The organism is Bacillus sp. HSf4 (genome assembly GCF_029537375.1).
Taxonomy (GTDB): domain Bacteria; phylum Bacillota; class Bacilli; order Bacillales; family Bacillaceae; genus Bacillus; species Bacillus sonorensis_A.
Window position 1 is genome coordinate 2,013,322 of record NZ_CP120679.1, and the last position, 23,537, is coordinate 2,036,858.

The 23,537-nt window shown below is 43.2% G+C and carries 28 protein-coding genes and 1 pseudogene; 24 read left to right on the forward strand and 5 right to left on the reverse strand.

Going from position 1 to position 23,537, the window contains the following annotated elements; genetic code table 11:
• Positions 1–54 precede the first annotated feature (54 nt).
• The 5 genes and pseudogenes from P3X63_RS22745 to P3X63_RS10315 form a co-directional block, all read left to right on the forward strand.
• Positions 55–138: pseudogene (locus P3X63_RS22745) on the forward strand (hypothetical protein); the annotation flags it as partial.
• Positions 139–202: 64 nt separating this feature from the next.
• Positions 203–370 carry a hypothetical protein gene (locus tag P3X63_RS10300; protein ID WP_179115696.1) on the forward strand — a complete coding sequence of 56 codons (168 nt, stop codon included), beginning with the start codon at positions 203–205 and terminating at the stop codon, positions 368–370.
• 234 nt (positions 371–604) lie between these two features.
• Positions 605–1,255: a hypothetical protein gene (locus P3X63_RS10305; protein WP_035428102.1), complete on the forward strand. Its 651-nt coding sequence runs from the start codon at positions 605–607 to the stop codon at positions 1,253–1,255.
• A gap of 217 nt (positions 1,256–1,472) precedes the next feature.
• A complete protein-coding gene (locus P3X63_RS10310) occupies positions 1,473–2,888 on the forward strand; it encodes a flavin monoamine oxidase family protein (RefSeq protein WP_481748578.1) in 1,416 nt (471 codons plus the stop codon).
• A gap of 240 nt (positions 2,889–3,128) precedes the next feature.
• Positions 3,129–4,253: a Rap family tetratricopeptide repeat protein gene (locus P3X63_RS10315; protein WP_026587216.1), complete on the forward strand. Its 1,125-nt coding sequence runs from the start codon at positions 3,129–3,131 to the stop codon at positions 4,251–4,253.
• Between the two features lie 125 nt (positions 4,254–4,378).
• Here P3X63_RS10315 and P3X63_RS22880 read toward each other — a convergent pair whose 3' ends face one another.
• Positions 4,379–4,813, reverse strand: coding sequence for a YrvL family regulatory protein (locus P3X63_RS22880; RefSeq protein WP_481748573.1), 435 nt, complete (start codon positions 4,811–4,813; stop codon positions 4,379–4,381).
• 306 nt (positions 4,814–5,119) lie between these two features.
• On the opposite strand from P3X63_RS22880, the gene P3X63_RS10320 reads away from it, so the two are divergent.
• The 4 genes from P3X63_RS10320 to speG all read left to right on the forward strand — a co-directional run bounded on the left by P3X63_RS10320 (position 5,120) and on the right by speG (position 6,993).
• Positions 5,120–5,704, forward strand: coding sequence for a TetR/AcrR family transcriptional regulator (locus tag P3X63_RS10320; protein WP_026587218.1), 585 nt, complete (start codon positions 5,120–5,122; stop codon positions 5,702–5,704).
• 80 nt (positions 5,705–5,784) lie between these two features.
• Positions 5,785–6,120, forward strand: coding sequence for a DMT family transporter (locus P3X63_RS10325; RefSeq protein ID WP_026587219.1), 336 nt, complete (start codon positions 5,785–5,787; stop codon positions 6,118–6,120).
• Positions 6,120–6,434, forward strand: a complete 315-nt coding sequence (locus tag P3X63_RS10330; protein WP_026587220.1) for a DMT family transporter — start codon at positions 6,120–6,122, stop codon at positions 6,432–6,434. Before P3X63_RS10325 ends, P3X63_RS10330 begins: the two co-directional genes overlap by 1 nt.
• 28 nt (positions 6,435–6,462) lie before the next feature.
• The gene (gene speG / locus P3X63_RS10335; protein ID WP_026587221.1) at positions 6,463–6,993 is read left to right on the forward strand and encodes a spermidine N1-acetyltransferase; all 531 of its coding nucleotides are present in this window, start codon (positions 6,463–6,465) and stop codon (positions 6,991–6,993) included.
• Between the two features lie 81 nt (positions 6,994–7,074).
• Here the strand turns inward: speG and P3X63_RS10340 are convergent, their stop codons facing one another.
• Together P3X63_RS10340 and P3X63_RS10345 are read right to left on the reverse strand one after the other, a co-directional pair.
• Positions 7,075–7,431 carry a YxeA family protein gene (locus P3X63_RS10340; RefSeq protein ID WP_077736725.1) on the reverse strand — a complete coding sequence of 119 codons (357 nt, stop codon included), beginning with the start codon at positions 7,429–7,431 and terminating at the stop codon, positions 7,075–7,077.
• A gap of 207 nt (positions 7,432–7,638) precedes the next feature.
• The gene (locus P3X63_RS10345) at positions 7,639–7,824 is read right to left on the reverse strand and encodes a DUF4177 domain-containing protein (RefSeq protein WP_026587223.1); all 186 of its coding nucleotides are present in this window, start codon (positions 7,822–7,824) and stop codon (positions 7,639–7,641) included.
• Between the two features lie 307 nt (positions 7,825–8,131).
• Here P3X63_RS10345 and P3X63_RS10350 point away from each other — a divergent pair, with 307 nt between their 5' ends.
• From P3X63_RS10350 to P3X63_RS10370, 5 genes are all read left to right on the forward strand, one after another.
• Entirely contained in the window at positions 8,132–8,995 is an 864-nt protein-coding gene (locus tag P3X63_RS10350) for a manganese catalase (RefSeq protein ID WP_277692818.1), read from the forward strand.
• Positions 8,996–9,082: 87 nt separating this feature from the next.
• Positions 9,083–9,883: a DUF2935 domain-containing protein gene (locus tag P3X63_RS10355; RefSeq protein ID WP_026587224.1), complete on the forward strand. Its 801-nt coding sequence runs from the start codon at positions 9,083–9,085 to the stop codon at positions 9,881–9,883.
• Between the two features lie 144 nt (positions 9,884–10,027).
• Positions 10,028–10,522, forward strand: coding sequence for a GNAT family N-acetyltransferase (locus tag P3X63_RS10360; RefSeq protein ID WP_277692819.1), 495 nt, complete (start codon positions 10,028–10,030; stop codon positions 10,520–10,522).
• A 14-nt stretch (positions 10,523–10,536) separates the two neighbouring features.
• Positions 10,537–10,836 carry a hypothetical protein gene (locus tag P3X63_RS10365; RefSeq protein ID WP_277692820.1) on the forward strand — a complete coding sequence of 100 codons (300 nt, stop codon included), beginning with the start codon at positions 10,537–10,539 and terminating at the stop codon, positions 10,834–10,836.
• Positions 10,837–11,168: 332 nt separating this feature from the next.
• Positions 11,169–11,774, forward strand: coding sequence for a TetR/AcrR family transcriptional regulator (locus P3X63_RS10370; RefSeq protein WP_277692821.1), 606 nt, complete (start codon positions 11,169–11,171; stop codon positions 11,772–11,774).
• Between the two features lie 170 nt (positions 11,775–11,944).
• Here P3X63_RS10370 and P3X63_RS10375 read toward each other — a convergent pair whose 3' ends face one another.
• Positions 11,945–12,319 carry a P-loop NTPase family protein gene (locus tag P3X63_RS10375; protein ID WP_077736720.1) on the reverse strand — a complete coding sequence of 125 codons (375 nt, stop codon included), beginning with the start codon at positions 12,317–12,319 and terminating at the stop codon, positions 11,945–11,947.
• Between the two features lie 256 nt (positions 12,320–12,575).
• Between P3X63_RS10375 and P3X63_RS10380 the strand changes: the two genes are divergently transcribed.
• The 6 genes from P3X63_RS10380 (at position 12,576) to P3X63_RS10405 (ending at position 19,070) form a co-directional block, all read left to right on the forward strand.
• Positions 12,576–12,716, forward strand: a complete 141-nt coding sequence (locus P3X63_RS10380; protein ID WP_179115722.1) for a hypothetical protein — start codon at positions 12,576–12,578, stop codon at positions 12,714–12,716.
• A complete protein-coding gene (locus P3X63_RS10385) occupies positions 12,709–13,542 on the forward strand; it encodes a prohibitin family protein (RefSeq protein ID WP_026587228.1) in 834 nt (277 codons plus the stop codon). Before P3X63_RS10380 ends, P3X63_RS10385 begins: the two co-directional genes overlap by 8 nt.
• Before the next feature lie 468 nt (positions 13,543–14,010).
• The gene (locus P3X63_RS10390; RefSeq protein ID WP_277692916.1) at positions 14,011–14,769 is read left to right on the forward strand and encodes a hypothetical protein; all 759 of its coding nucleotides are present in this window, start codon (positions 14,011–14,013) and stop codon (positions 14,767–14,769) included.
• Positions 14,770–14,845: 76 nt separating this feature from the next.
• Positions 14,846–15,685 (forward strand): thymidylate synthase, encoded by an 840-nt coding sequence (locus tag P3X63_RS10395; protein ID WP_026587230.1) that lies wholly within the window; start codon positions 14,846–14,848, stop codon positions 15,683–15,685.
• 41 nt (positions 15,686–15,726) lie between these two features.
• A complete protein-coding gene (locus P3X63_RS10400; protein ID WP_077736719.1) occupies positions 15,727–16,419 on the forward strand; it encodes a hypothetical protein in 693 nt (230 codons plus the stop codon).
• 206 nt (positions 16,420–16,625) lie between these two features.
• On the forward strand, positions 16,626–19,070 hold the full coding sequence (locus tag P3X63_RS10405; protein WP_026587232.1) for a peptidase G2 autoproteolytic cleavage domain-containing protein: 2,445 nt from the start codon (positions 16,626–16,628) through the stop codon (positions 19,068–19,070).
• Positions 19,071–19,301: 231 nt separating this feature from the next.
• Here P3X63_RS10405 and lexA read toward each other — a convergent pair whose 3' ends face one another.
• Complete coding sequence (gene lexA, locus P3X63_RS10410) at positions 19,302–19,925, reverse strand: transcriptional repressor LexA (RefSeq protein WP_026587233.1); 624 nt, start codon at positions 19,923–19,925, stop codon at positions 19,302–19,304.
• A 155-nt stretch (positions 19,926–20,080) separates the two neighbouring features.
• Here lexA and yneA point away from each other — a divergent pair, with 155 nt between their 5' ends.
• From yneA to tkt, 4 genes are all read left to right on the forward strand, one after another.
• On the forward strand, positions 20,081–20,392 hold the full coding sequence (gene yneA / locus P3X63_RS10415) for a cell division suppressor protein YneA (RefSeq protein WP_026587234.1): 312 nt from the start codon (positions 20,081–20,083) through the stop codon (positions 20,390–20,392).
• Positions 20,393–20,411: 19 nt separating this feature from the next.
• A complete protein-coding gene (locus P3X63_RS10420) occupies positions 20,412–21,101 on the forward strand; it encodes a YneB family resolvase-like protein (RefSeq protein ID WP_077736718.1) in 690 nt (229 codons plus the stop codon).
• A 16-nt stretch (positions 21,102–21,117) separates the two neighbouring features.
• Positions 21,118–21,351, forward strand: a complete 234-nt coding sequence (locus P3X63_RS10425) for a DUF896 domain-containing protein (protein ID WP_026587235.1) — start codon at positions 21,118–21,120, stop codon at positions 21,349–21,351.
• A 166-nt stretch (positions 21,352–21,517) separates the two neighbouring features.
• Positions 21,518–23,521 carry a transketolase gene (tkt, locus tag P3X63_RS10430; protein WP_277692822.1) on the forward strand — a complete coding sequence of 668 codons (2,004 nt, stop codon included), beginning with the start codon at positions 21,518–21,520 and terminating at the stop codon, positions 23,519–23,521.
• The last annotated feature ends 16 nt before the right edge of the window (positions 23,522–23,537 follow it).

Sequence of the window (23,537 nt, forward strand, 5' to 3'; positions counted from 1 at the left end):
GAAGTATGTCAGAAGAAAATTTGAGTAAAGGCCTGCTTATTCACAAAAGATGAAAAACATTATACAAAAGAAGTCATCATTGTCGTGACATTGATTGTGTTGTTTATTTATTTCTTTTACACGCTGCAAGGGTTTTAGCAGGAGAAGAGATAAATGTACTTTCTGGAGCGGCATTATCGCAAAAAGACGGGGGAGTTATGTCATGAAAATGAATGAGAAAAAGAAAGCGATACAAGAAAAATATAGAGAGGAAATGAAAAGACAGCGACAGGGAAAGGAAGATGAGAAAACATATACAATAGAAGTAGTGATCATAGTGGGCATCATCGTGCTGGCGATTGTTTTAAATTTAGCGATCAAGGAATTTTAGCATAACACACCCGTGCCTCTTTTGCGTCAGAAAAATAACAGCTTAAATAATCACCTTTTGAGGCTGAAAAATCTATTTTAGACATAAGACCCGACCCGCTATTGTCGGGTCTTTGTTTGAAAACATTAGCGATCATCAAATATATAAAGAGATGGCCGATATTATACATATAAGGTGACAGCAAGTGTAGATCACTCGCTTTTATGGGATGATTCGTACTGAGAGGGGCGTTTGATGGTGTTAGAAAAGAAAAACAGGAAAAAGATTATAATTGGAGCTGTTGCAGCAGTCGGCGTTGTTGGGGCATCATACAGCTGGGGTTCTGCAAATGCTTCAACAGAACTAGGCAAAGAAAAAGTGAAATACGAAGAAATGACTGATAAGGTTTCTAAAAAGAAAAAAGAATTGGATCTATTGGATAAAAAATTAAGAGAGACTGCTGCCAAATTAGATGAAAAATCAAAGGCGTATCAAGATGCGAAAAAAATGATTGCACAAAGAGACGATGCCCAGAATGAAAAAGAAGAGCTAACCAATGAAATTAGCACCAAGAAAGAAGAATTAAAAGAGGTTAAAAACGAAATCAATGATAAAAACAAAGAATTGTCTTCAGTAACAGGACAGATTCAAGAAAAGAAAGAAGCTCCTAAAGTGTTTTCGGCCGGCCAATATATTGTTGGCCAAGACTTTCCTGAGGGTAGATACAAAGCGGTGCCTGTTGGGCAGGGAAGCAACTTCTTTATTTACGGAAGTGACGGCAGTGCAACTGTCAATACGATTCTGGGCTCCAGTGCAGATGGAAATGAACCTGAGTATGTCTTCTATACTTCAGAAGGGGATATCATGAGGACCGAAGCCCAGGTTAAGCTTATACCTGTAAAATGATTTCTGTAAACGACTCTTTACAGCTTGTCGGCTTTATTGACAAGCTTTTTAGTAGTAAATTTTGAAGTGCCCGTCAAACGTACGAATGCTTTTGTAAATTTGAAAGGCTGCAAAATATCCATGAGATGGTGATAGGCGTCCTTTTTAATGAATATAATGCAATAAATCATTAAAGAGGGTGCCTGAACAATTGAATTCCCAATTAAAGAGCGAAGACATGATGACGATCATTAAACATGGGCTTAAAACATCGCAGCATCCCAAGCATATTCTAATTGTAGGAGCCGGTTTGTCCGGGCTCGTTGCGGCATCTTTATTGAAAGATGCCGGGCATAAAGTGACGATTCTGGAAGCGAATGATAGAGTGGGCGGGCGCGTTTTCACTTTGCGGTCTCCCTTTAGCAATGGGTTATTTTTCAATACCGGACCAATGCGCATTCCGGACACCCATTCTTTAACTTTAGAATATTTTAAAAAATTTAATCTGCCTATAAATGTATTTATAAACCGAACGGATCAGGATATCATTTATGCAAATGGCATCACAACACGGCTGCACTTGTTCGAAAAAAATCCGCAAATTTTGTGTTACCCGGTTGCCCCACATGAACAGGGAAAAACGGCTGAAGAGCTGATGCTCAATGTTTTGCAGCCGATCCTCAACTTTATAGAGCAGAACCCGGAGAGAAATTGGCGGATTGTAGAGCAGAAATACAGGTTTCATTCGTTAGGCTCTTTCTTAAGCGCTTATTATTCAGCGGGTGCGATCGACATGATTGGCGTACTTCTGGATATGGAAGCGTATATGGGGATATCCCTTATTGAAGTCTTGAGGGAATCAATTTTTTTTACATCACCGGCTAGGTTCTATGAGATAACCGGCGGCATGGACCGGCTGCCGCATGCATTTCTTCCGCAATTAAAAGATCATATTCTGTTTCAGCAAAAAATGGTGGAGATTTCCCAAAAGCAAAACAGTGTAACGATCCACTGCATTCATCAGCAATCAGCAGAACATGTAGCGCTGACAGGCGACCTCGCTATCGTAACCATTCCTTTTTCAGCCATGCGATTTGTAAAGGTTGAACCGTTCCATTCTTTTTCCTATTACAAGCGAAGGGCAATCCGTGAACTCAACTATATAGCCGCAACCAAAATCGGTATCGAGTTTAAAAGCCGGTTTTGGGAAAAAGTTGGACAGCTTGGCGGCAAATCGATAACCGACCTGCCGATTCGATTTTCGTACTATCCAAGCTACGGAATTGGCTCGGCTGGACCTGCTCTCATGTTAGCGAGCTATACATGGGCGGATGAGGCGCTGACATGGGACAGTCAGCCTGAAGGAGAGAGAATCCGCTATACGTTAAGGAATTTAGCAGAAATCTACGGAAATATCGTCTATTCTGAATTTGTCTCAGGCGCTTCTTTCAGCTGGAGTCAGAACCCCTATTCTGTCGGGGGATTCACCGCTTTTGAACCCGGACAGGAAATCGAACTGTACCCTTATATTCCAACCCCTGAGGGAAGAGTCCATTTCGCCGGAGAACACACCTCACTGACACACGGCTGGATGCAAGGAGCGATTGAGTCGGGGGTACGCGTGGCGTATGAAGTGAATCATTTAACGAAATGAGACGCCTGAGGCCATATTCTGTCTCTTGGAAAGTGCATACTTTCGACAGCGGGGATTCAACTTCAGAAAGCTTGCGTATCAAGTTTTTTAAAAAACTCTTTCTGTATTCTTTTCCTTTCAACTTCCTCCAATTAAGCAATTATACTTGTATAAAATTTGCATTTTTGGTTCTGGATATCCCAAAGATATGGTAAGATAAAATAAATTTACACGAAAATAAGCGGGAAGGAGTTTTTGTTTTTGGATAATGAAAGTGTAATACCATACGATCTAGTTGCAATAAAAATGAATTTTTGGTATAAGACATTAAAACAAAATTGGCCGCATGAAGCTGAAGAAACAAAAAAGGAAATTGAAAAATTGATAGATCAAATGGAACAAAATCAAGAGGTTCTTATTTATTACTCTTTACTAGAGTTCCGACATAGACTGCAATTTGATTATTTAAGATCAGGAGCTGAAGGTGACCTGGACAGCCGTTATAAAAAGTTTAGGGAAATTAGAACGACCAATGATTTAGAAGGGATGCTTGAATATTATTATCATTTCTTTGCTGGCATGTACCACTTTCGACAAAAAGAATTATTACATGCATTAACTTACTATAAGAACGCCGAATTTCAGCTTCGTTCTATGGAATGTGATGAAGTGGAGAAAGCGGAGTTTTATTTCAAAGTGTCTGAAGTATATTACCATATGAAACAAACGATACTTTCAATGAATTATGCCAGTAAAGCATATAACATATACAAACATTATCCTACTTATGGCGAGCGGATTATTCAATGCCAGTTCATATTAGCTGGTAACTGTCTGGACCAGATGTGCCCAGAAAAAGCAATGCCCTTCTTCAATAAAGCATTAAATGAGGCCCGGCAAATAAGTGCTGCCCATCTAATAGGGTCTTCACTTTTAAACATTGGACTTTGCTATGATCAATTAGGAGAATTCGAAACATCAAAAGATTATTTTCAAAATGCGATAGGATTGTATAAAGAGGAAAATCACAGTTATTTGCCGAAAGCAATCTTCAATCTTGCATACGTTAAAGCAAAATTAAAAGAATATTCATCGGCTTATAATTTATATCTTGAAGGAACAGAACTAGCAGAAAAGAATAAGGATATAGATATGTTGTCAAAGCTGAACATGGTTAAGGGACTCTATTTTTTAAACGATTTAGATATGGTTAGAGAATCCTTCAAGTTCTTTAAAGAAACGGGAAAGTATGCAGATTTGGAGGAATACGGTTTAATTGCAGCTCAATTTCTGGAAGCGAAGGATCAAGTTCATGATGCTTTAGAATTTTATCGAGCAACTATTGATGCAAAAAGACAAATTCAAAGAGGTGTGCTTTTACATTAAAATTATGGTGTGAAATTCTCAACTATACATAAACTAACGACGACATCCCCTGTGGGCGGAAAAGGCAAGCAGTATTTGATGTCAGGTAAATGTGAAGGAGAGGGGATTCACTCCTTCATTTTTTGCTATTTGCGGCTTTTTGAATTTGTTTCATCAAACACAACTTCAATAACAGCAATAAAAGCCGCCGCTATGAAAAGAGTGTTTGAAGGTATGAAAATACTGGTCATAAGTTGATCGACGATACGAAAGGTGACCAGGTTCATGAGAAAGTCGATCATAAACTTCAAAAATAAATATATCTTTCTGTTTTCGAAAGTCAGAAAGGACATCGTGTTTAAGACTTTTCCAATGAACTCAAAGATCCCGCCGATCAAAAAACAACCCAACATAAAAAGCAGGATGGATGTATGTGATTCATATGATACGCCAAAGAGTTTAAAAAACCCCGTGATGAGAAAGAAAATGAAAAAAGCAATAAGCGCCAGCGCGATCAAAAGCATGAGGCCGATTCCTGTGAGTACACTAAATTTTCTAAAGAGCCATTCTCCCTTCCTCATTGTTCAAGTGCTGCTCCCTTCTTCAATAAGCGTTTCATGAGGCCGCCGCTTTTTTCTTCCCGTTGGTCCATTGAACGGTAGGCAAGACAAAGAAAAGCGGCAATTGGCCCAAGATAAATAAACAAACGAGCGCAAGTTTGCAATGTTGCTGTTATATAAAGTATATAGGACAGCAATTTCCATGTCAGCGAATGTTTCGGATTTTAAAGGAATGTTAAGCTGAAAGAGAGATCGGCACCGTTGACACAAATGCATCGATCCGTTAAAATGACTGATAGTCATTCATTTTCAAGGAGGCCTTTATTTATGCCTAAACAAACTTCAGGGAAATATGAAAAAATTTTGCATGCGGCCATTGAAGTCATTTCTGAAAAAGGGCTTGATAAGGCTTCCATTTCAGATATTGTGAAAAGAGCCGGGACGGCGCAAGGCACTTTTTATTTGTATTTTTCCTCGAAAAATGCGTTAATTCCTGCGATAGCAGAGAATCTTTTAACACATACACTGAATGAAATCAAAGGCAAAATGGACGGAACAGAGCCCTTTTGGACGGTCATGAAAATTCTGATCGATGAGACATTCAACATTACTAGCCTTCATAAGGATATTATTGTGCTTTGTTACTCAGGGCTTGCCATCGACCACTCCATGGAAAAATGGGAAGCCATTTATCAGCCGTATTATTCCTGGCTGGAAGGAATCATTGAAAAAGCCGCGGAAAACAATGAAATTATTCGCGATATCAATGTAAGATGGACGGCCAGAACGATTATCAATTTTGTTGAAAATACAGCTGAACGTTACTATATCGGCGCTGAAAAAGAAGAGGATATCGAAGTGTTCAAGAAGGAAATTTTCACATTTCTGAAAAGAAGCTTAAGCGTCAGGTGAAAAATGACTGGCCTATGCCGTTCATTTTTTATCGCCACAAAAATGACTGACATTCATTCATAATAGGAAGGATGCTGCATATGTATTGGCTGTTTGTTTTGATTGCAGGCTTTTTGGAAGTGGTGTGGGCCACGGCGCTTAAAGGTGCAGAGACATTGTTAGATTGGACGGTCATCTTTATATTGATCGCTGTCAGTTTTATTTTGCTTATTCGTTCTTACCGGAAAATTCCGATGGCGTCTGCTTACACTGTATTTGTCGGCATCGGAACCGTCGGAACTTATGTTACTGGAATTGTTTTGGGGGAACCCTTTTCAGGAGGCCAAATTTTCTTTTTAACCGTGCTCTTAGCCGGAATTATCGGCATGAAGCTTTTCACAAAAGAACGTGAGACACATTCAAGAGGTGAACATTGATGGCATGGTTTTTGCTTGTCGTTTCAGGAATTGAAGAAATGATCGCTGCCATTGCGATGAAATATGTGGACGGCACGAAAAAGAAGTGGCCGATCATTGTGATGGTTGTTGGATTTGCTTTGTCATTTTACTGCCTTTCAAAAGCAATGCAGGTTCTCTCCGCCGGAGTCGCGTATGCAGTCTGGACCGGGATAGGGATCATCGGCATAACGGCCGTCAGCTTTTTTTGGTTTAAAGATCGCTTTCAACTCCCGCAGCTGATATCCCTTTTCCTGATCATTGTCGGAGTTGTCGGCCTGCGGCTTACATCTTAATATTTGATTTACATTGGAGGATGTTTACATGTCGAATCAGCTTAAATTGCGTCCGTTGGAAAGAGAAGATTTGCCATTTGTCCACCGTCTCAACAACGATGCAAAAATCATGTCCTATTGGTTTGAAGAGCCTTACGAAACGTTTGTGGAATTGCAGGATTTATTTGATAAACACATTCACGATCAAAGTGAACGTCGATTTATTGTTGAAAAAGAGACAGAGATGATCGGATTGGTTGAGTTGGTGGAAATTGATTATATTCACCGCAGGGCCGAGTTTCAAATTATTATTGATCCGGCGCATCAAGGCAATGGCTATTCGTCAATCGCGACTTATCTGGCCATGAACTACGCGTTTTCCGTATTGAATTTGCATAAGCTTTATTTAATTGTCGATGAAGATAATCAAAAAGCCATTCATCTATATAAAAAAGCCGGTTTTTCTATCGAGAGCGAGCTTCAGGATGAATTTTTCGTCGACGGTTTTTACCATAACGCCATCAGAATGTGTATTTTTCAGAAGGAATTTTTAAAAATCAAACAGGATGGAACAAAATAAAAACAGCACAGCCCTTGTGCTAAAGAAGCGGCGGTGAAATGCGCGGACGTCCTGTCCGGCCGCCGCCGTCATTTCTGCCGTTCATTTTTTTACATCCAATCGCTCTTTCGCCAAATCCGGGATGTCCTCTTTGTCAACTTCTTCCCAGGATGTTACGCCCTTTTTCTTGGAATCGTATACGCGCAAAAATGCGCCTTTCTTGAGATTTTTGTCTGCGGTAAACGTCATTGTTTTTTCCTTGCCTTCTTCGTCAAAGCCGGCTAATTGATAGTTGAATATTCGATATTCCTTGCCGTCATCCGCCTTTGAAATCTCCTCTTTTCCATCACCTGCAATCTGGACATAATATTGGTCTGTTCCCAGACGATTCAGGTTGCAGCCTGTCAATACGGCAGCAAATGCGATCATGAGACTGATCAATGCGAAATGTCGTTTCATGTTGTTCACCTCTTTTTTGTTCTGTCCTGATTGTAAGCTTCTTTCTTGAAAGAAAAAATTGAATCATATAACAAGAACATTACACTTTTGTAAGGTTTTATGTGGACTTTTATCGTATGGAGGAAACCGGCTGCGCGGGGTTTTTATTTATGAAGACCCTGATGATAGGAGGATCATTTAAAAAAGGGGCAGAGCCCCTTTTTGCCGTCATGCATCTCTTTCAAAGATCAACTCAAAATAAGATGCAATTCCATATCCTGAAGTCGCAGGAGCGAAGATTTGCACAAATCGCCACCCTTCCCGGGCGTACTCTCGGATGACTTCCCGGTAATCTTCCTTTGGTTTCTTATTAAATGAGCTCAATTCAATTTTGACAAATTGATATTCTTTCATGCTAACGAAGCCTCCTTTTCATGTTTATACGCATGAAGAAGCGAAAAGGTTTCCGCATGGAAAATGAAAAAGGATAGGCTAATCAATAAGCATGAACCGAAATAAAGGAGCCGGTTTTGATGTGGCTGCCATCTGCCGTTCCTGCACCTGTATTGATTTAAAGTCTCCCAAGCATATAAGGGGGAACAAGTCATACAGAAAGCCGGTTCGATTACCGGGATTGCCAGCCATATGTTGGTTCTGTTTTCCGCAAGACAAACACCTATTTTCTTTCCGGTCATATGGTAATGCAGGAAAGGGTGGTTTTATGTTTTTTCATATAAAAGAATTGCAGTACCGGGCAAAACCGGAAAAGCCTGATGCTTTATTTGCGAAAAAGCTGCAGGAAATATTGGGCGGGCAGTTTGGCGAAATCTCCGTTGCCTTGCAGTATCTTTTTCAGGGCTGGAATGTCCGGGGAAACGGCAAGTACAAAGATCTGTTAATGGATACTGGGGCGGAAGAGCTGGCCCATATTGAAATGCTGGCGACCATGATTGCACGCTTGCTGGATGGAGCGCCTGTCGGCGATCTCGAAAAAGCGGCAAAAGATCCGGTTATAGGGGCCATTCTTGGAGGGATGAATCCGCAGCACGCGATTGTATCGGGACTCGGGGCTATGCCTTCGGATAGTGTGGGGAACCGTTGGACCGCCGATTATATTATTGCCAGCGGCAATTTGCTTGCTGACTTTCGGGCAAATTTAAATGCTGAGTCACAAGGCCGTCTTCAGGCAGTCCGGCTTTATGAAACAACAACAGATCGCGGTGTCAAAGATATGCTGTCTTGGCTGATCGCAAGGGATACGATGCATCAAAATCAATGGATTGCGGCGATTAAGGAGCTGGAGGCGAAAGAAAATGTCGTCGTGCCAAGCACCTTCCCGAGGAAACTTGAAAAAAGAGAAGTGTCCCATGTCTTATTTAACTTCTCAAGAGGAAATGAAAGTGCGGCTGGCAGATGGGCACATGGAACGAGCATGGATGGCGAAGGAGTCTTTCAGTATGTTGAGAAGCCGCAGCCGCTCGCGAAAAAACCGGTGTTAAGCCCTGCTCCTCCTTATATCCATGATACACCGCCTTCAGTCATTCAAAACCATCGGGATGACGCACCTCCTCCAAACCTGTACTGACGCTTTTGTTCCATGCCTCCTGAATCATATTTCGGACTGAAAGCGAATAGCCATGTTAAAGAATGGTTATGAAAGGGAGGCGCAAATTTGAAAACATATCGGGAAACGGCGGTCTTTGAACACAAATTTTGGCTGCAAGTGATGGGGGATCACGCCCGTTTTATCTTGGATTCTTTGGCTGAAAAAGAAAGGGAAGACATACAGAAAGCGAAGCGGTTTAAGCAAATATTTGACGTTTTGCTGAAAAAAGTGAATACATCGGCTGATTTATATTCCTTAACATTGGAGGCGGAGGAATACGTCCTTCAGTTTAGAAAATTTAAACTGTCCATTATTAAACGGCATATTACAAGCGATATTAAAATCCATCTTTCCCCGACTTTTATCAACCATATGGTGAACGAGCTTGAAGAATATCTTCTGATCATCAAATATTTGAAAAAGCGGGAGACGCCGCCCGTTTTCCATGAATTGCACCACCATATGCTATGGCTGATGGATGCAGCCGGGCATGCTGGAGCGATCGCTGATGAGCTTGATGCGGTCGAAAAACGGCTGAAAGAAAAAAGCAGGGGATTTGTCAAGCATTTTGAACAGTTTTACCTTAAATCTGTGGAATTGACAGGTTATCTTAGAGCAAATGTGGAATCCTTTCCGGCTCTTAGAAGAATGAACAAAGATGTCAAGCTTGAAATCGAATTATTCCGCACCTTTTTAAATGAAATCGAAGAATTGGAATTGACAGAGCAGATGCTCGGCACTTTCTCAGCGCTTATGGCAGATCATATGATGAGGGAAGAATGCTATTATTTAATGAAAATCGCCGAATCGACAAATACGCAAAAGCCTGCATGCGACCCGGCAAAGCCAAGGCTGCAAGAAAAGTAAAACCATCGGTTTTGCTTTATTTTTTGCCCTTAAAACAAACCATTTCTGTGAAGCTGGAAAACTGCGGCGTTTTTTTGTTATCATATTCAGAATACACAGAGCATTCGAGAGCTTACGGTGATTTCGCAAGAAAAGAGGGGTTTTATGGAAATTAGAAAAATCAATATATCAGATGCAGAACAATTTCTAAATCTGTGTCAAACTTTAGATGAAGAATCCGAATTCATGATGTATGAACCAGGAGAGCGGCTGACAACAATAGAGCGCCAAAGGGAACAGATCAGATCCATGTTGGCCGGTTCATCTCAGATCTTAGTTGCGAGTGCAGGCGGAAGCTTGATCGGCCACATTACGGCAGTCAGAGGACAAGCTAACCGGACACGGCACCGCGCCCATATTGTCATCGGAATCCGCAAAGCTTATAGAGGACAGGGGATAGGCACGCACCTGTTTCTGGCTTTGGAGAAATGGGCCTGTGAAGAAAAACTGCACAGGCTTGAGCTGACTGTTATGAGCCATAACCAAACTGCCGTGAAATTATATCAAAAAATCGGCTTTAGCATAGAAGGAACGAGAAAGCATGCGATGATGGTCAATGGTACATATGTTGACGAATATTTCATGGCCAAATTGATCTAAAAGAGGTGAAACATATGAAGGACGGAAACGGTGAGATGATGTCCGCTGTCAGCTTTTATAAAACCGAGCGCACGATCGATTTCAATCAACAGCATTATACGAAAAAACGGTATGAGATGTATTTATATCATGACAAGATTTTAGCGGACAAGCGTCAATTTTCTTTGGACAATGTTCACGATGTATCATTCAGGCCTTTTTCCGATGCGGGACTGCTTTACCTCCATACAAACCAAGGGGTTTTCGCATTTGAAGTAGAGGCTGATCCGGCGCATTTTATCAAAAGTTATAAAAAACTGAAAAAATCCAATTAAATAAATTCAATATATATGAAGTTTTAGCAGTAAATGCTAGAATGTATGTTGGACATTTTGCGTAAAGGAAGGTACATACATATCAAAGCAGAAATTTACATAACGTTTGACCTTGTTGAATTCTTGATCGTTACCGGCCTTATGTCACTTGGCGCGATTTGCTTGTCACTGCTATGCTTGTGAGAGAGCCAACCTTTTTGTTGGCGGATTCTTATTGAAGGGTTTAAGCGCCTTTTCCAATTTTCTTTAACATGTAATAGTCCTTGGCGTTTCAAATTTTCTAAATACATACCGATCCATTTTAATGAGAGAAGAGAGGACAGGACAGCTTAATGAAAAAGAACACACAGAATACGATTCAAAAAATCGTAGACGCCGGATATCATCTGTTTGCCCAATATGGATATTCGGCCACCTCTGTAGACGAAATCATGAGAAAAGCCGGCTATTCCAAAGCTACATTTTACCTATACTTCAAATCCAAGGAGATGCTGTTTCTCCATATTATGAATGAGCAGATGGAAGAGCGGTTTCAAACGAGCATAAAATGTTTTCGAAAGAAGAATTTAAGTGGACTGCTGACAGGTATCGAGCATCTGATTCAAACAACAAATAAAGAGCACTCGACAGCTCTGTTTTTGGAGTTCATGGCAAATAGTCACAGATACCCTGAGATTCAGAGGAAAGTGGCCTTGCTTTATGATAGGTGGAGAGAGTTTTTTGTCATTTTGATTGAACAGCTCCAAGATGAAGGAATCGTTCAAAACGAGCTTCACCCAAGAGTCATGGCGACGACCTTGATTTCGATCTTTAATGGATATAATCACCAGCATTTTGCAGATCCCTCGATTAATAAACAAGAACAGCTTCAATCCATCATTTTTTTGCTCAATCCGAAAATCTATTCCAAAATCAAACACAAAATCATCAGTACATAATCATGTAAAAAGCTGCCGGCCGACCGGCAGCTCCCCAATTTTTTTCGCGTACTTATACAAGGCGCGCTTCCGATTCTGCCCGTTTTATGATTTCAGCTAATGTCTCTTCAGGAGTCAAATCAGATGAGTCGATCCAAAGCCCTGTTCTTGGATTTTCATTTTTCAGGATATCAAAGAGAGGTTCGATTTCCCAAATGGAGTAGCCTAGCCTGTTTTGCTTCGCCTGCCATCGCCGCAGAGTTCGGATTCAGTGTAATCAAATAAAGAGGCTTCTCCGTAAACCTTTTAAGAAAGGGATGGACCGCTTTTCCCAAATAGATGGTTCTGCAAGACAACGCGAATCCCGCTCTGTCATACATTTCTGCAACATTTGCCGCGATAGCGTAGCGGAGCTGCAGTTGTTCTTCTGCACCTGTCGCGTCATCGGGAGACATGTCGATGTTTCCTTTTACAATCATCTTTCGAAATAGATCGCCCCGCACATGCACACTTTCTTCAAATGGCTCGGACAACATCTGAGCAATCGTCGATTTTCCAGAGGCCATGAGTGTCCTGTCAGAATATAAATTCCTTTTTTTTAACGACTTATCACTTCCTTTTGGTATAAGAACCCTCCTAACGCCGTATGAGTTTATATTGAACCCTTTAATCTTGAGTGTTCTTCTCTCGGCTGCCGTCGAATTTCTTCCAAAATCATGATTTCCCCAGAAAAATGAAACTTTAAGTTCATATGAACGTAAACATTAGTGAAATGATTTTTAAGTCATACTGAATCTTCAACACATAAGGAGGCAGGAACAAGTGAAAGTGATGATCGGCTCCATCATACTTCTATTGATTATCGGGTTTGGAGTATGGCTGATGTTAAGCCCGCTTTTTAAAAAAGTCGGCAGCGGAGCAAGCAAAATCAAGAAAACGCTGGAGGATGATCAAGATGAATGAGCAACAAACAAAAAAAGGCAGAAACAAAACACTGCTTGGCGGAATTATTGTCGCCGCCGCTTTAATCGTAGGGGGATTCACAGCTTCCCTGTTCATAGAAAAAATCCCGAACGGCTATGTCGGTGTCGTCTATTCGCCAAATGGCGGCGTAAAATCGGAAACGCTTGATCAGGGCTGGCACTTGGTCGGTCTGTTTGATAAAGTCACAAGATATCCGGTTCGGATGCAGACTGTAAACAATCAAGATATTCAAGTGGCCACCTCTGACGGAAAAAACATCTCAATGGATATCGCCTACAACTATGTCGTTCAGCCTGATAAAGTCGTAGAGTTGTTTAATAAATTCGGAGCGGTTGAGATTGAATCGATTGAAAACAGCTATCTGAAAACGAGATTATGGGATGCTGCAAGAAAATCGATTTCCAAATATTCCGTTATAGACACTTACGGTCAAAAGTCATCGGAGGCGGCTGCAGAAGTGCAAAAAGCCTTTGCCGATGATATGAAGAAGCTCGGCTTTGTGATAGATGACTTGACCCTGGGAGTTCCGAAACCGGATAAAGCCACACAGGAAGCGATCGACGCGCGCGTGAAGTCCTCGCAGGAACTGGAACGAAAACAGACAGAACTTAAAATCGCCGAAGCGGAAGCGAAAAAGAAAAAGATCGAAGCTGAAGGGATTGCCGAATACAACGAAATCATCAAAAAGTCTATGTCAGATCAAATGATCAAATATCAATGGATTCAAAAATGGGACGGAAAAATGCCAAAAGCTACGGGATCCAATTCATTTATACAGCTGCCGATCGACGAAGACCAGAAATAAACATATCACTTAAAAACTCCCTTAGCATTAAGGGGGTTTTTAAGCGAATCCCCCTTTCAGAAGGGGGGCAAAACATTCAGTACTCTAAAGTAAATATCAACAAGAGAAGGTCAAAAACAGCAGAGATTGATTCCTGAGGAAACGATTGAAGAAATCAAAAAAACGAACCAGCTTGATATCCAGCTGTATCATCAGGCAAAAGCACGTTTTGAGGAACGGTTAAAATCTTTGAACAACGTTTTTTTAAAAAACTAGATTTACCGGATGACGTCCATTCAATCCTAAAATCGACATGCATCATATCAGCCAGGTGTCCCGGACTTCATATTTATGGAAAATTCCCCTCATACGGCATTCGGAGATTTGCCAAAAAGAAGGAGTCTCCGGTGTTGCCGAGTATCATGATTAATGAATGCCAGATGATTCAAATCTATCAGAAAGATGAATGCACACAAGAAAAGGAGGAAGATCATGTTTGCACCGGACGAGATCCTTTCTGTATGGAGAAAGTTTGACAAATTCCCGATGGAAACGTTGACAAAGGCTTGGTTTTACGACCAAGCTGGTGATCGGAAGCAGCGCGACATATCCTTAATGCAAGAGCATCATCAACAATACGGCATTTCAGGCAATTGTTTTGATCTTGCGATTTGGCTGCTGGCCGAATTGAAAAAAGCCGGGGTTGAGGCCTATCCGATTGGCCATCATTTCAAAACAGACAGGGCGCATGCGGCAGTGATCGCACTTGATGAGAGGGGAAGACGATTTTTATGTGATTTAGGCGACCAATGGTTGAATCCGATTTTAATAGATTCAGGCTGTGAAGACTATACAGAGGAAAAGCTGAGCGGTTTTTTTCCGGCCGCAAAAGTTCAGGTCAAGCCGTCGCAACACCAAATCGAAATCACTTACCATCGGCCGAATGGTAAAATCGTGACACAAGCCTACGATCCTGAGCCGGTCGACGAAAACATATTTTTAGAGGCGGCTGAATATTCACAGCGCAGATTGAAGCCTGAGCCGCTGGTGGAATGCCGGGTTCCCTATCAAAATGAAACGGCGCACTGGGAATTCAGCGGATGGAGCAGTCATCTGAGCACAAGCAATGGATTGGATCAGGAATCAAAGCCGAAATCGATTGAAGGCTGGGCTGACAAAATCCAGCAAATGACCGGCTATGACAAACATGTTTTGCTCAGTGCATTGACGACTTATCAATCCCGATAAAGAAATATCTTCTCTTATCTATTGAAAAAAACTCGTTTTATACATATCATTTGGAAAGAGGATAGGAGAGGATATGATGAGCCACTGCGATCAACAATACAACGCTATTATTCAAAAAATTATTGAATCCGGGATTTCAGATGAAGAGTATCGCGTCCGGACGAAATGGGAGTCAGACGGTACAGCTGCTCATACTTTGAGCATCATGAGCGAAAAAATGCGCTTTGATAATTCTGAAGTGCCGATTTTAACAACCAAAAAAGTAGCATGGAAGACAGCGATTAAAGAGCTGCTTTGGATTTGGCAGCTGAAATCGAACGATGTTCAGGTTCTTCAGAACATGGGTGTTCACATTTGGGACCAATGGAAGCTTAAAGACGGAACGATCGGTTCAGCATACGGCTATCAGCTGGCAAAGAAAAACAGAACGATCAACGGCGAAAAAGTCGATCAGGTTGACTACCTGCTTCATCAATTAAAGCATAACCCGGCTTCCCGCAGGCATATTACAATGCTGTGGAATCCCGATGACTTGGATGAGATGGCGCTGACGCCTTGCGTTTATGAAACGCAATGGTATGTCAAGGAAGGAAAACTGTCTTTGGAAGTAAGGGCGAGAAGCAATGATATGGCATTGGGCAATCCGTTCAATGTGTTTCAATATAATGTGCTGCAGCGCATGATCGCCCAAGTTCTTGGCTATGAACTGGGCGAATATATCTTCAATATCGGAGATTGCCATATCTACACCCGCCACATCGACAATTTGAACATTCAGATGTCGCGGGAGCAGTATGAGGCGCCGAAGCTTTGGATCAATCCGGAAATTAAAGATTTTTATGATTTCACGATCGACGATTTTCAATTGATTGATTATCAGCACGGAGACAAGCTCACATTTGAAGTAGCAGTATAAAAACAGGCGGAAAATCCGCCTGTTTTTCTTAAAAAGGGGGAATCGAACCGGTGAAAAAGTTGGCCTGTCTTCATGCCCACCACTCAAATATTGGATATATTGAACGTGTGTTTTCTCAATATGAAATAGAGCTTATTCACTTTGTCGATCCCGGCTTGATGCATGAATTAACGGCAGAATCAACCTTTAATGCCGGACAAAAAGCAAAAGAGCAAATAGAATGGATGGCACGCTGCAGCCCAGGGGCGATCTTGATCACCTGCACAAATTATATTGCGGTTTTACAGAAAGCGGAACTTTCCATTTCCGTGCCGGTCATTAACATTGATGAACCATTTTTTGAACAGATCTGTCAAACCGAGAAGCGGCAATTGATGCTTTTTTCTAATCCTGCAACTGTTGAAAGTACAATGGAGCGTCTGAAAGAATATGCGCGTCAACGACAAAAATCCCCGAATGTAGAGTGTATGATCCTTAAACATACTTTCGATCTCATCATGCGTGGATATAAGGAAATGTACGATGCCGAGATTGAGAAACATATAAAGCGAATCGCAAATACCGAAAACAGGCTGCTCTCCGTTGCTCAGTTATCCATGGTTGATGCAGCTGAAGCAGCGGAAAGTTCATCATCTGAAATGATCATCAATCCGCTCGAACCGCTAGAGCGCCATGTGGCAGCTTTGCTGCAATTAGAGAGGCGGCACTTGATCGCAGAAAATACAAAGCTATAATAAGCCGGCTTTAAAAGGATGGAGGGATCGGAAATACTGATCATCCGTCCTTTTTTTGCAGGGGTTAGAAGGATTACAGTGATGTATATCCAATTTATAACATAGATGTAAAATGGATGATTTGGCCGCTCCGTTTTCGAAATTTGAGACAGGCCTTCCCATCCGCATTTCAACGCCCATATTAAAAAGAAAGAGGTGTCCTTAGAATGGTTCATTCACAAAAACCTTCTGATGTGTCTCTAAATGCCGAATTGAGATCCACCGCTAAAGGTCAATTTTTAAAGCATCAAAACCGTTTGACGGAAATCGAGCAACTGAAAGCAAGGATGCAAAATCTCATTCAGCATGTCGAAACCTCTCAAAGCGTTGAGGTGACAGATGCAAGGGTGACGGCCGAAGGAGAGGCGGCCTCACTGTTGAAGGAGCGGCTTGATAAGGAGTATCACAAATTGCTTGGCAAAATCACTCGCGAAGTGAATGTTGCAGATTTCGGGGCTGTTCCTGATGGAAGGGATAATACTGAAGCTTTCCGCAATGCGATCGGAAATGGACGAGTTAAAGTGAACATTCCGGCGGGCGAATATTTTGTTCAAGGAATCAAGCTTCCGTCTTGGACATATCTTGTCGGACAAGGCAAAGGCGTCACTGTCATTAAACTTCATGAGGATACCCCGGCACATGAGTGGGTCATCACGAATGACGATTATGAAAATGGAAACCGTCATATTTTTGTCCAGGGAATGACTTTAGACTGGAATCCTGACAGACAATGCGGGGTGAGAAATCCTGGAGGGCAGTTTTCCAGCTGTTTAACGTTTGCAAAAGTCGAATTTGGCTGGATCAAAGATATTGAAGCCGTCAATGCAGGTCTCCACGGAATTGATATTACATCCCCGACATATGATCATTTGCCTGATACAGACTGGACAAAAGACGGCTCCAAATATATTTGGATTGATAACTGTGTCGCATATGGCGCCGGCGATGACGGCATCACTACGCATTACAGCGAATACATCTTTATTTCAAACTGCTATTCTGCAGCCCCTCGCGGCACAGAGCACGCCGAAGGCATGGCCAACTCCAACGGTATCGAGATTGATGATGGGTCAAAGCATGTCTGGCTTTTAAACAACGTGACAAGCGGAAACATTCGCGGGGTAGAAGTGAAAGCCCATGAAATGTGGCCGGCTTCTCAAAATGTCCATATTATCGGCCATATATCCTACCGGGATGTCCGCGCGTTTGACCTTCGGCATATCGGCCACCACCAGGCATCAGATCCGGAAAGCACCACAGCATACGATGTAACGCTTATTGATTGTACAGCGGTCGAGCCAGTCTTCAATTCTCTGTATGAGAGTGTGACCCCAAGAGCACTCGTTGTTTCAGCCTATAAAAATGTTTATATAAGCGGATTCACAGCGATCGGAAATCCGGATTACGACTATGGCGGCTATCCTGTAGTAGCATTGCAGTACCGAAGTCAAAACATTACGATCAATGGGATTAAGATTCGCGGATTTAAAAAGGCCGGCATCGATATTCGTTTATTGGGAGGGGCAAATCAAACCGATCATATCAAAATATCAAACTTTGATTTTTATCATTCAGCTCCAATCGGAATATCGATCGGAGGCGGACTCTATAACGTGAATATTATGAACGGAACCATGATAACAGAAGGCGGGACAGCAGGGATCCAGTCTCCGAATAGTCAGGCTGTCATCATCGGCGTTTTGGCGGAAGGGTACAGCGCCGCTGCATCCATTAAAGGTCAAACCTACCAGCAGATGCCCGTCAATTTAAAGGGCGGAGCCCAGATTGCAACCACCTCCGGTTTTGCATTTAATCAAACAAGCGCCGTTATTGCCGGAACCGGGGATATTACGGCAAAAGGTGAAAGAAATGCGGTCATCGGAGCTTCGGGCGGTTCCAGCACAGAGGGCTCCCGCGCATTTGTCACAGCTTCAAACAACTCTCATATTACAGGCAACGGCGTATCCAGAACGATACTTTCATCAGAAAGCATTACACTTGAAGAGCCGTACACTGTGGCCGGAGGTCACCAGTCAATCAAATGGCTCCTTGACTCCCGTTATGGAAATGGAGCATTTGCGGGGGCGGTAACCTCTTCATTAACCGGCTATGGAGAGTATTTTGAGAGTGAAAGCGGGCAGTTGATCGATACAGGCACCATCGTCACTTTAAAAGGAGAAAAAATAGCCCCTGCCCAAAGCGGAAATGATTTGCTGGGGGTTGTGTCAGAAACGACAGCTTTTGTTTCTGGGGCATCCAGCTTTGTCTGGCAGCGCCGCTATTTGACAAATGAGTTCGGCGGATTGATTGATGAAGAGGTAACCGATCATGAGACAGGGGAGCTGATTCGCCTCCCGAAACAAAATCCGGACTATAACGAGTCTTTGGAAGGGAGCTATCTGTCACGCGATGTCAGAGATGAATGGCATGTCGTCGGGCTTTTGGGCAGACAGTATGTACGTATTGACGGCACAGTGCGGCAAGGAGATTATTTAGGAGCGATTGACGGCATAGGGACAAAAGCAACTGAAGGTTCTTGGAAGGTGATCAAAATAACTTCTCCGTACACTCCTGAAAAAGGATACGGAATCGCTCTCGCCTTGATCAAATAGCGGGCGCCATAAAAACGGTCAGGAGAAAAACATTTTAAACATGAAGATTTATAAAAGTTTCCTGTGTGCAAAAATTTTGTTGACTATCAATAAATCATCATAGATAATGGACTTGTAAGCATATTATGAATTCCTCTTTTTCAGGTTCGCCCCCCAAAACAGCGGGAAGGGATGAACCTGATTTTTTTTGATATCAAAAAGGCCGCCGGTAAACCGGCAGCCGCTGCATCATTAGTGAACGGTTCTGAAGACGCCGATCACTTTTCCGAGAATGGTCACATTTTGCAGAATGATAGGCTCCATCGTGGGATTTTCAGGCTGCAGGCGGATGTGAGTCTTTTCTTTGAAAAACCGCTTGACGGTCGCTTCATCTTCTTCGGTCATGGCCACGACGATATCCCCGTTGTTGGCTGTGTTCTGCTGTTTGACAATCACATAGTCTTTATCAAGTATTCCCGCATCAATCATGCTTTCCCCCATGATCTCAAGCATGAAAACATGCTCGTCCGGCGGTGCCAGGCGGTCGGGAAGGGGAAAGTACTCCTCGATATTTTCCACAGCTGTAATCGGCGTCCCGGCTGTCACCTTTCCAATAACGGGAACGTTGACCACCTGGTTTTGCGGAATGTGAATGTCTTCTTCGGTATCCAGTATTTCGATGGCTCTCGGCTTTGTCGGGTCTCTTCTGATCAGTCCCTTTGTTTCAAGCCTTGCCAAGTGGCCGTGTACGGTTGAACTTGATGCAAGGCCGACCGCTTCGCCGATTTCCCTGACGGAAGGCGGGTAACCTTTGCGTTTCACTTCTTCCTTAATGAAACGCAAAATATCAAGTTGTCTTTTTGATAGCTTCGTCATGTTCTGCACCTCAAAACGTCGATTTTAGGTAGATTATAGCATGTTTTACCTCCAAGTACAAACATAGGTTCGAAAAAACGTTTGACAGAAACGTGTGTTCGTATGTATACTGAAAACACAAAAAGCGAACAAATATTCTGTTTGGGGTGATGGATTTGAAAAGGGAATCGTTGGTTTTCGTCGGTCTGCTTACTGCTGTGATCAGCTGCTGTATTCTGTTTTTGTCTCTTGCCGGGAAAATGGAGGAAAACAAGCAATATGTTAAAATAGAGGTGCAGGAAGGCGATACGTTATGGGAGCTTGCCGATCGCATCGAAGGCGGGAAAAACGCTGATAAACAAAAGTTCATTGAGTGGGTTGCCGACAAAAACGGCCTTTCGACGTCCGTCATCAGGCCGGGCGACGTTTTGATCCTTCCGGTAACCAAGCAGCACTCCCACCGGTATCAGCTTGCAGTCGTAGAATAATAAGGATGAGGGGATTTCTATGAACGCGATTATATACACCAGGGTGAGCACGTCAAAAGAGCAGCAGGAAACCTCCTTAAAACGGCAGGAAGAGGAGCTTGCAGCGCTTGCCGCCGAACACGGCATGACCGTTGTAAAGGTCATTTCAGAACAGGCGAGCGGATATGAGATGGACCGCGACGGCGTATTCGAACTGCTGGAAGAACTCAAAAGCTCAAGAGTAGATGCGGTCTTAATCCAGGATGACACAAGGCTTGGCAGGGGAAATGCAAAAATTGCCCTCCTTCACTGCTTATATAAAGAAGGCGTTCAAATTTATACGCTTGCTCACAGGGGCCGGCTGGAACTTTCCGAGGCGGACTCGATGGTGTTGGAAATTGTCAGCATCGTTGAGGAATATCAGCGGAAAATACATAACCTGAAAATTAAAAGAGGCATGAAAAAGGCGGTCGAAAACGGCTACCGTCCGGAAAGAAATTTGAAAAACCGGCATGAGGGAAGCGGAAGAGAACGGATCGAAGCACCGCTTTCGGAAATCATCCGGCTCAGGGAAAACAAGCTGACGTTTGCAGAGATTGCAGCCGTGCTGAGAGGCTTCGGCTACAGCATTTCAAAGGCAACAGTGCACCGCCGCTATCAGGAGTATAAAGAGGGACAGGTTCATTTGTTGTCAAATGGAAGCGAATTTAGTAGTATGAATGAGAAATAAACCAAAGGAGCATGTTATGATTTCCAAAGAAAAAATAGCCAGGATTAATGAGCTTGCGAAAAAATCAAAAACCGGCTCTTTAACAGACAAAGAAAAAGCGGAACAGCAGAAGCTCCGCCAGGAATACCTGCAAGGTGTCCGCGCTTCTATGAAAAACACGCTGAAAAATGTAACCATTGTTGACCCGGAAGGCAACGATGTGACGCCGGAAAAGCTCAAACAAGAAAAAAACAAGCGCGGGCTCCATTAATTTTAGGGAATACGTCAATATCGTATTCCTTTTTTGTATATACTACTGTTGTTTAAAATAACTGCAAATCATCATTTTTCAGCCGTCTTTTGAGACGAAATGGTTGTGAAAACTGATGGGTAGATTTATGATAAGGAAGTAGAGTACATACAGGAAGGGGATTAAAATGAAAACGATTGAATCAAAATCTGTCGCAACGATCCGGACTCTATCCATAGATGCGATTGAAAAAGCAAAATCCGGCCACCCGGGCATGCCAATGGGTACAGCTCCGATGGCTTATGCGCTTTGGACAAAAATGATGAACGTGAACCCGGAAAACCCAAATTGGTTTAACAGAGACCGGTTTGTGTTATCTGCCGGACACGGTTCAATGCTGCTTTACAGCATGCTGCATTTAAGCGGATATGACGTATCAATGGAAGATCTGAAGAATTTCCGCCAATGGGGAAGCAAAACTCCCGGACATCCTGAATTCGGTCATACTCCAGGGGTCGACGCGACGACAGGGCCGCTTGGCCAAGGAATCGCAATGGCTGTCGGTATGGCGCTTGCAGAACGCCATCTTGCGGAAACCTACAACCGTAATGAATATCGTGTCGTTGACCATTATACATACAGTATTTGCGGTGACGGAGATTTAATGGAAGGAATTTCCTCAGAAGCGGCTTCACTTGCCGGACATCTGAAGCTTGGCCGTTTAATCGTTCTTTATGATTCCAACGATATTTCTCTTGACGGAGATCTGGACCGTTCCTTCTCTGAAAATGTGAAACAGCGCTTTGAAGCGATGAAATGGGAAGTGCTGTATGTTGAGGACGGGAATAACATTGAAGAAATTACAGCTGCGATCGAAAAAGCAAAGCAGAATGTAGATCAGCCGACACTAATTGAAGTCAAAACAACGATCGGTTACGGTTCTCCAAACCGGGCTGGAACTTCCGGTGTTCACGGCGCTCCTCTCGGTGCAGAAGAAGCCGGTCTGACAAAAGAAGCATATAAGTGGACATATGAAGAGGATTTCTACGTTCCTTCCGAAGTCTACGATCATTTTAAAGAAACGGTCAAGGAAGCCGGCAAACGCAAAGAACAGGAATGGAACGAGCTGTTCGCCGCATACAAGAAAGCCCATCCGGATCTTGCAGAACAGCTTGAACTGGCAATGAAAGGAGAGCTTCCTGCAGGTTGGGATAAGGAAGTTCCCGTTTATGAGAAAGGAAGCAGCCTGGCTTCACGCGCATCTTCCGGCGAAGTCCTGAACGGAATCGCCAAAAAAGTGCCATATTTCTTTGGCGGATCAGCTGATTTGGCCGGTTCCAATAAGACGACGATCAAAGACGGCGGAGACTTTTCTGCGAAAGACTATGCCGGCAGAAACATCTGGTTCGGAGTCCGCGAATTTGCGATGGGAGCGGCTTTAAACGGAATGGCTCTTCACGGCGGCCTTCGCGTATTTGGCGGCACATTCTTCGTCTTTTCTGACTATTTGAGACCTGCGATCCGTCTTGCAGCCTTAATGGGGCTTCCGGTCACATATGTGTTTACACATGACAGCATCGCAGTGGGAGAAGACGGACCGACACATGAGCCGATTGAACAGCTCGCATCGCTGCGCGCCCTTCCAAACCTGTCTGTCATCAGACCTGCCGACGGAAATGAAACGGCTGCCGCTTGGAAACTTGCCCTTCAATCGACAAACCAGCCGACAGCGCTTGTACTGACGCGCCAAAACTTGCCGACAATTGACCAGTCTGCTGAGGCGGCGTATGAAGGTGTTGAAAAAGGTGCATACGTCGTGTCCAAGAGCCAAAGCGAAAAGCCGGCCGCGCTTCTTCTCGCAAGCGGATCAGAGGTCGGACTTGCGATCGACGCACAGAGTGAACTCGCGAAAGAAGGCATTGACGTATCAGTCGTCAGCGTTCCGTCTTGGGACCGCTTTGAAAAGCAGCCGGCCGAATATAAAAACGCCGTCCTGCCTGCAGATGTGACGAAGCGCCTTGCCATTGAAATGGGTTCACCGCTGGGATGGGACAGATATACAGGAACAGAAGGCGACATTCTCGCAATCGACCAATTTGGCGCCTCCGCTCCTGGAGAAAAAATTATGAAAGAATACGGCTTTACAGCTGAGAATGTAGCTGCCCGTGTGAAAAAGCTTTTAAATCAATAAAGATGTCATAGGATTT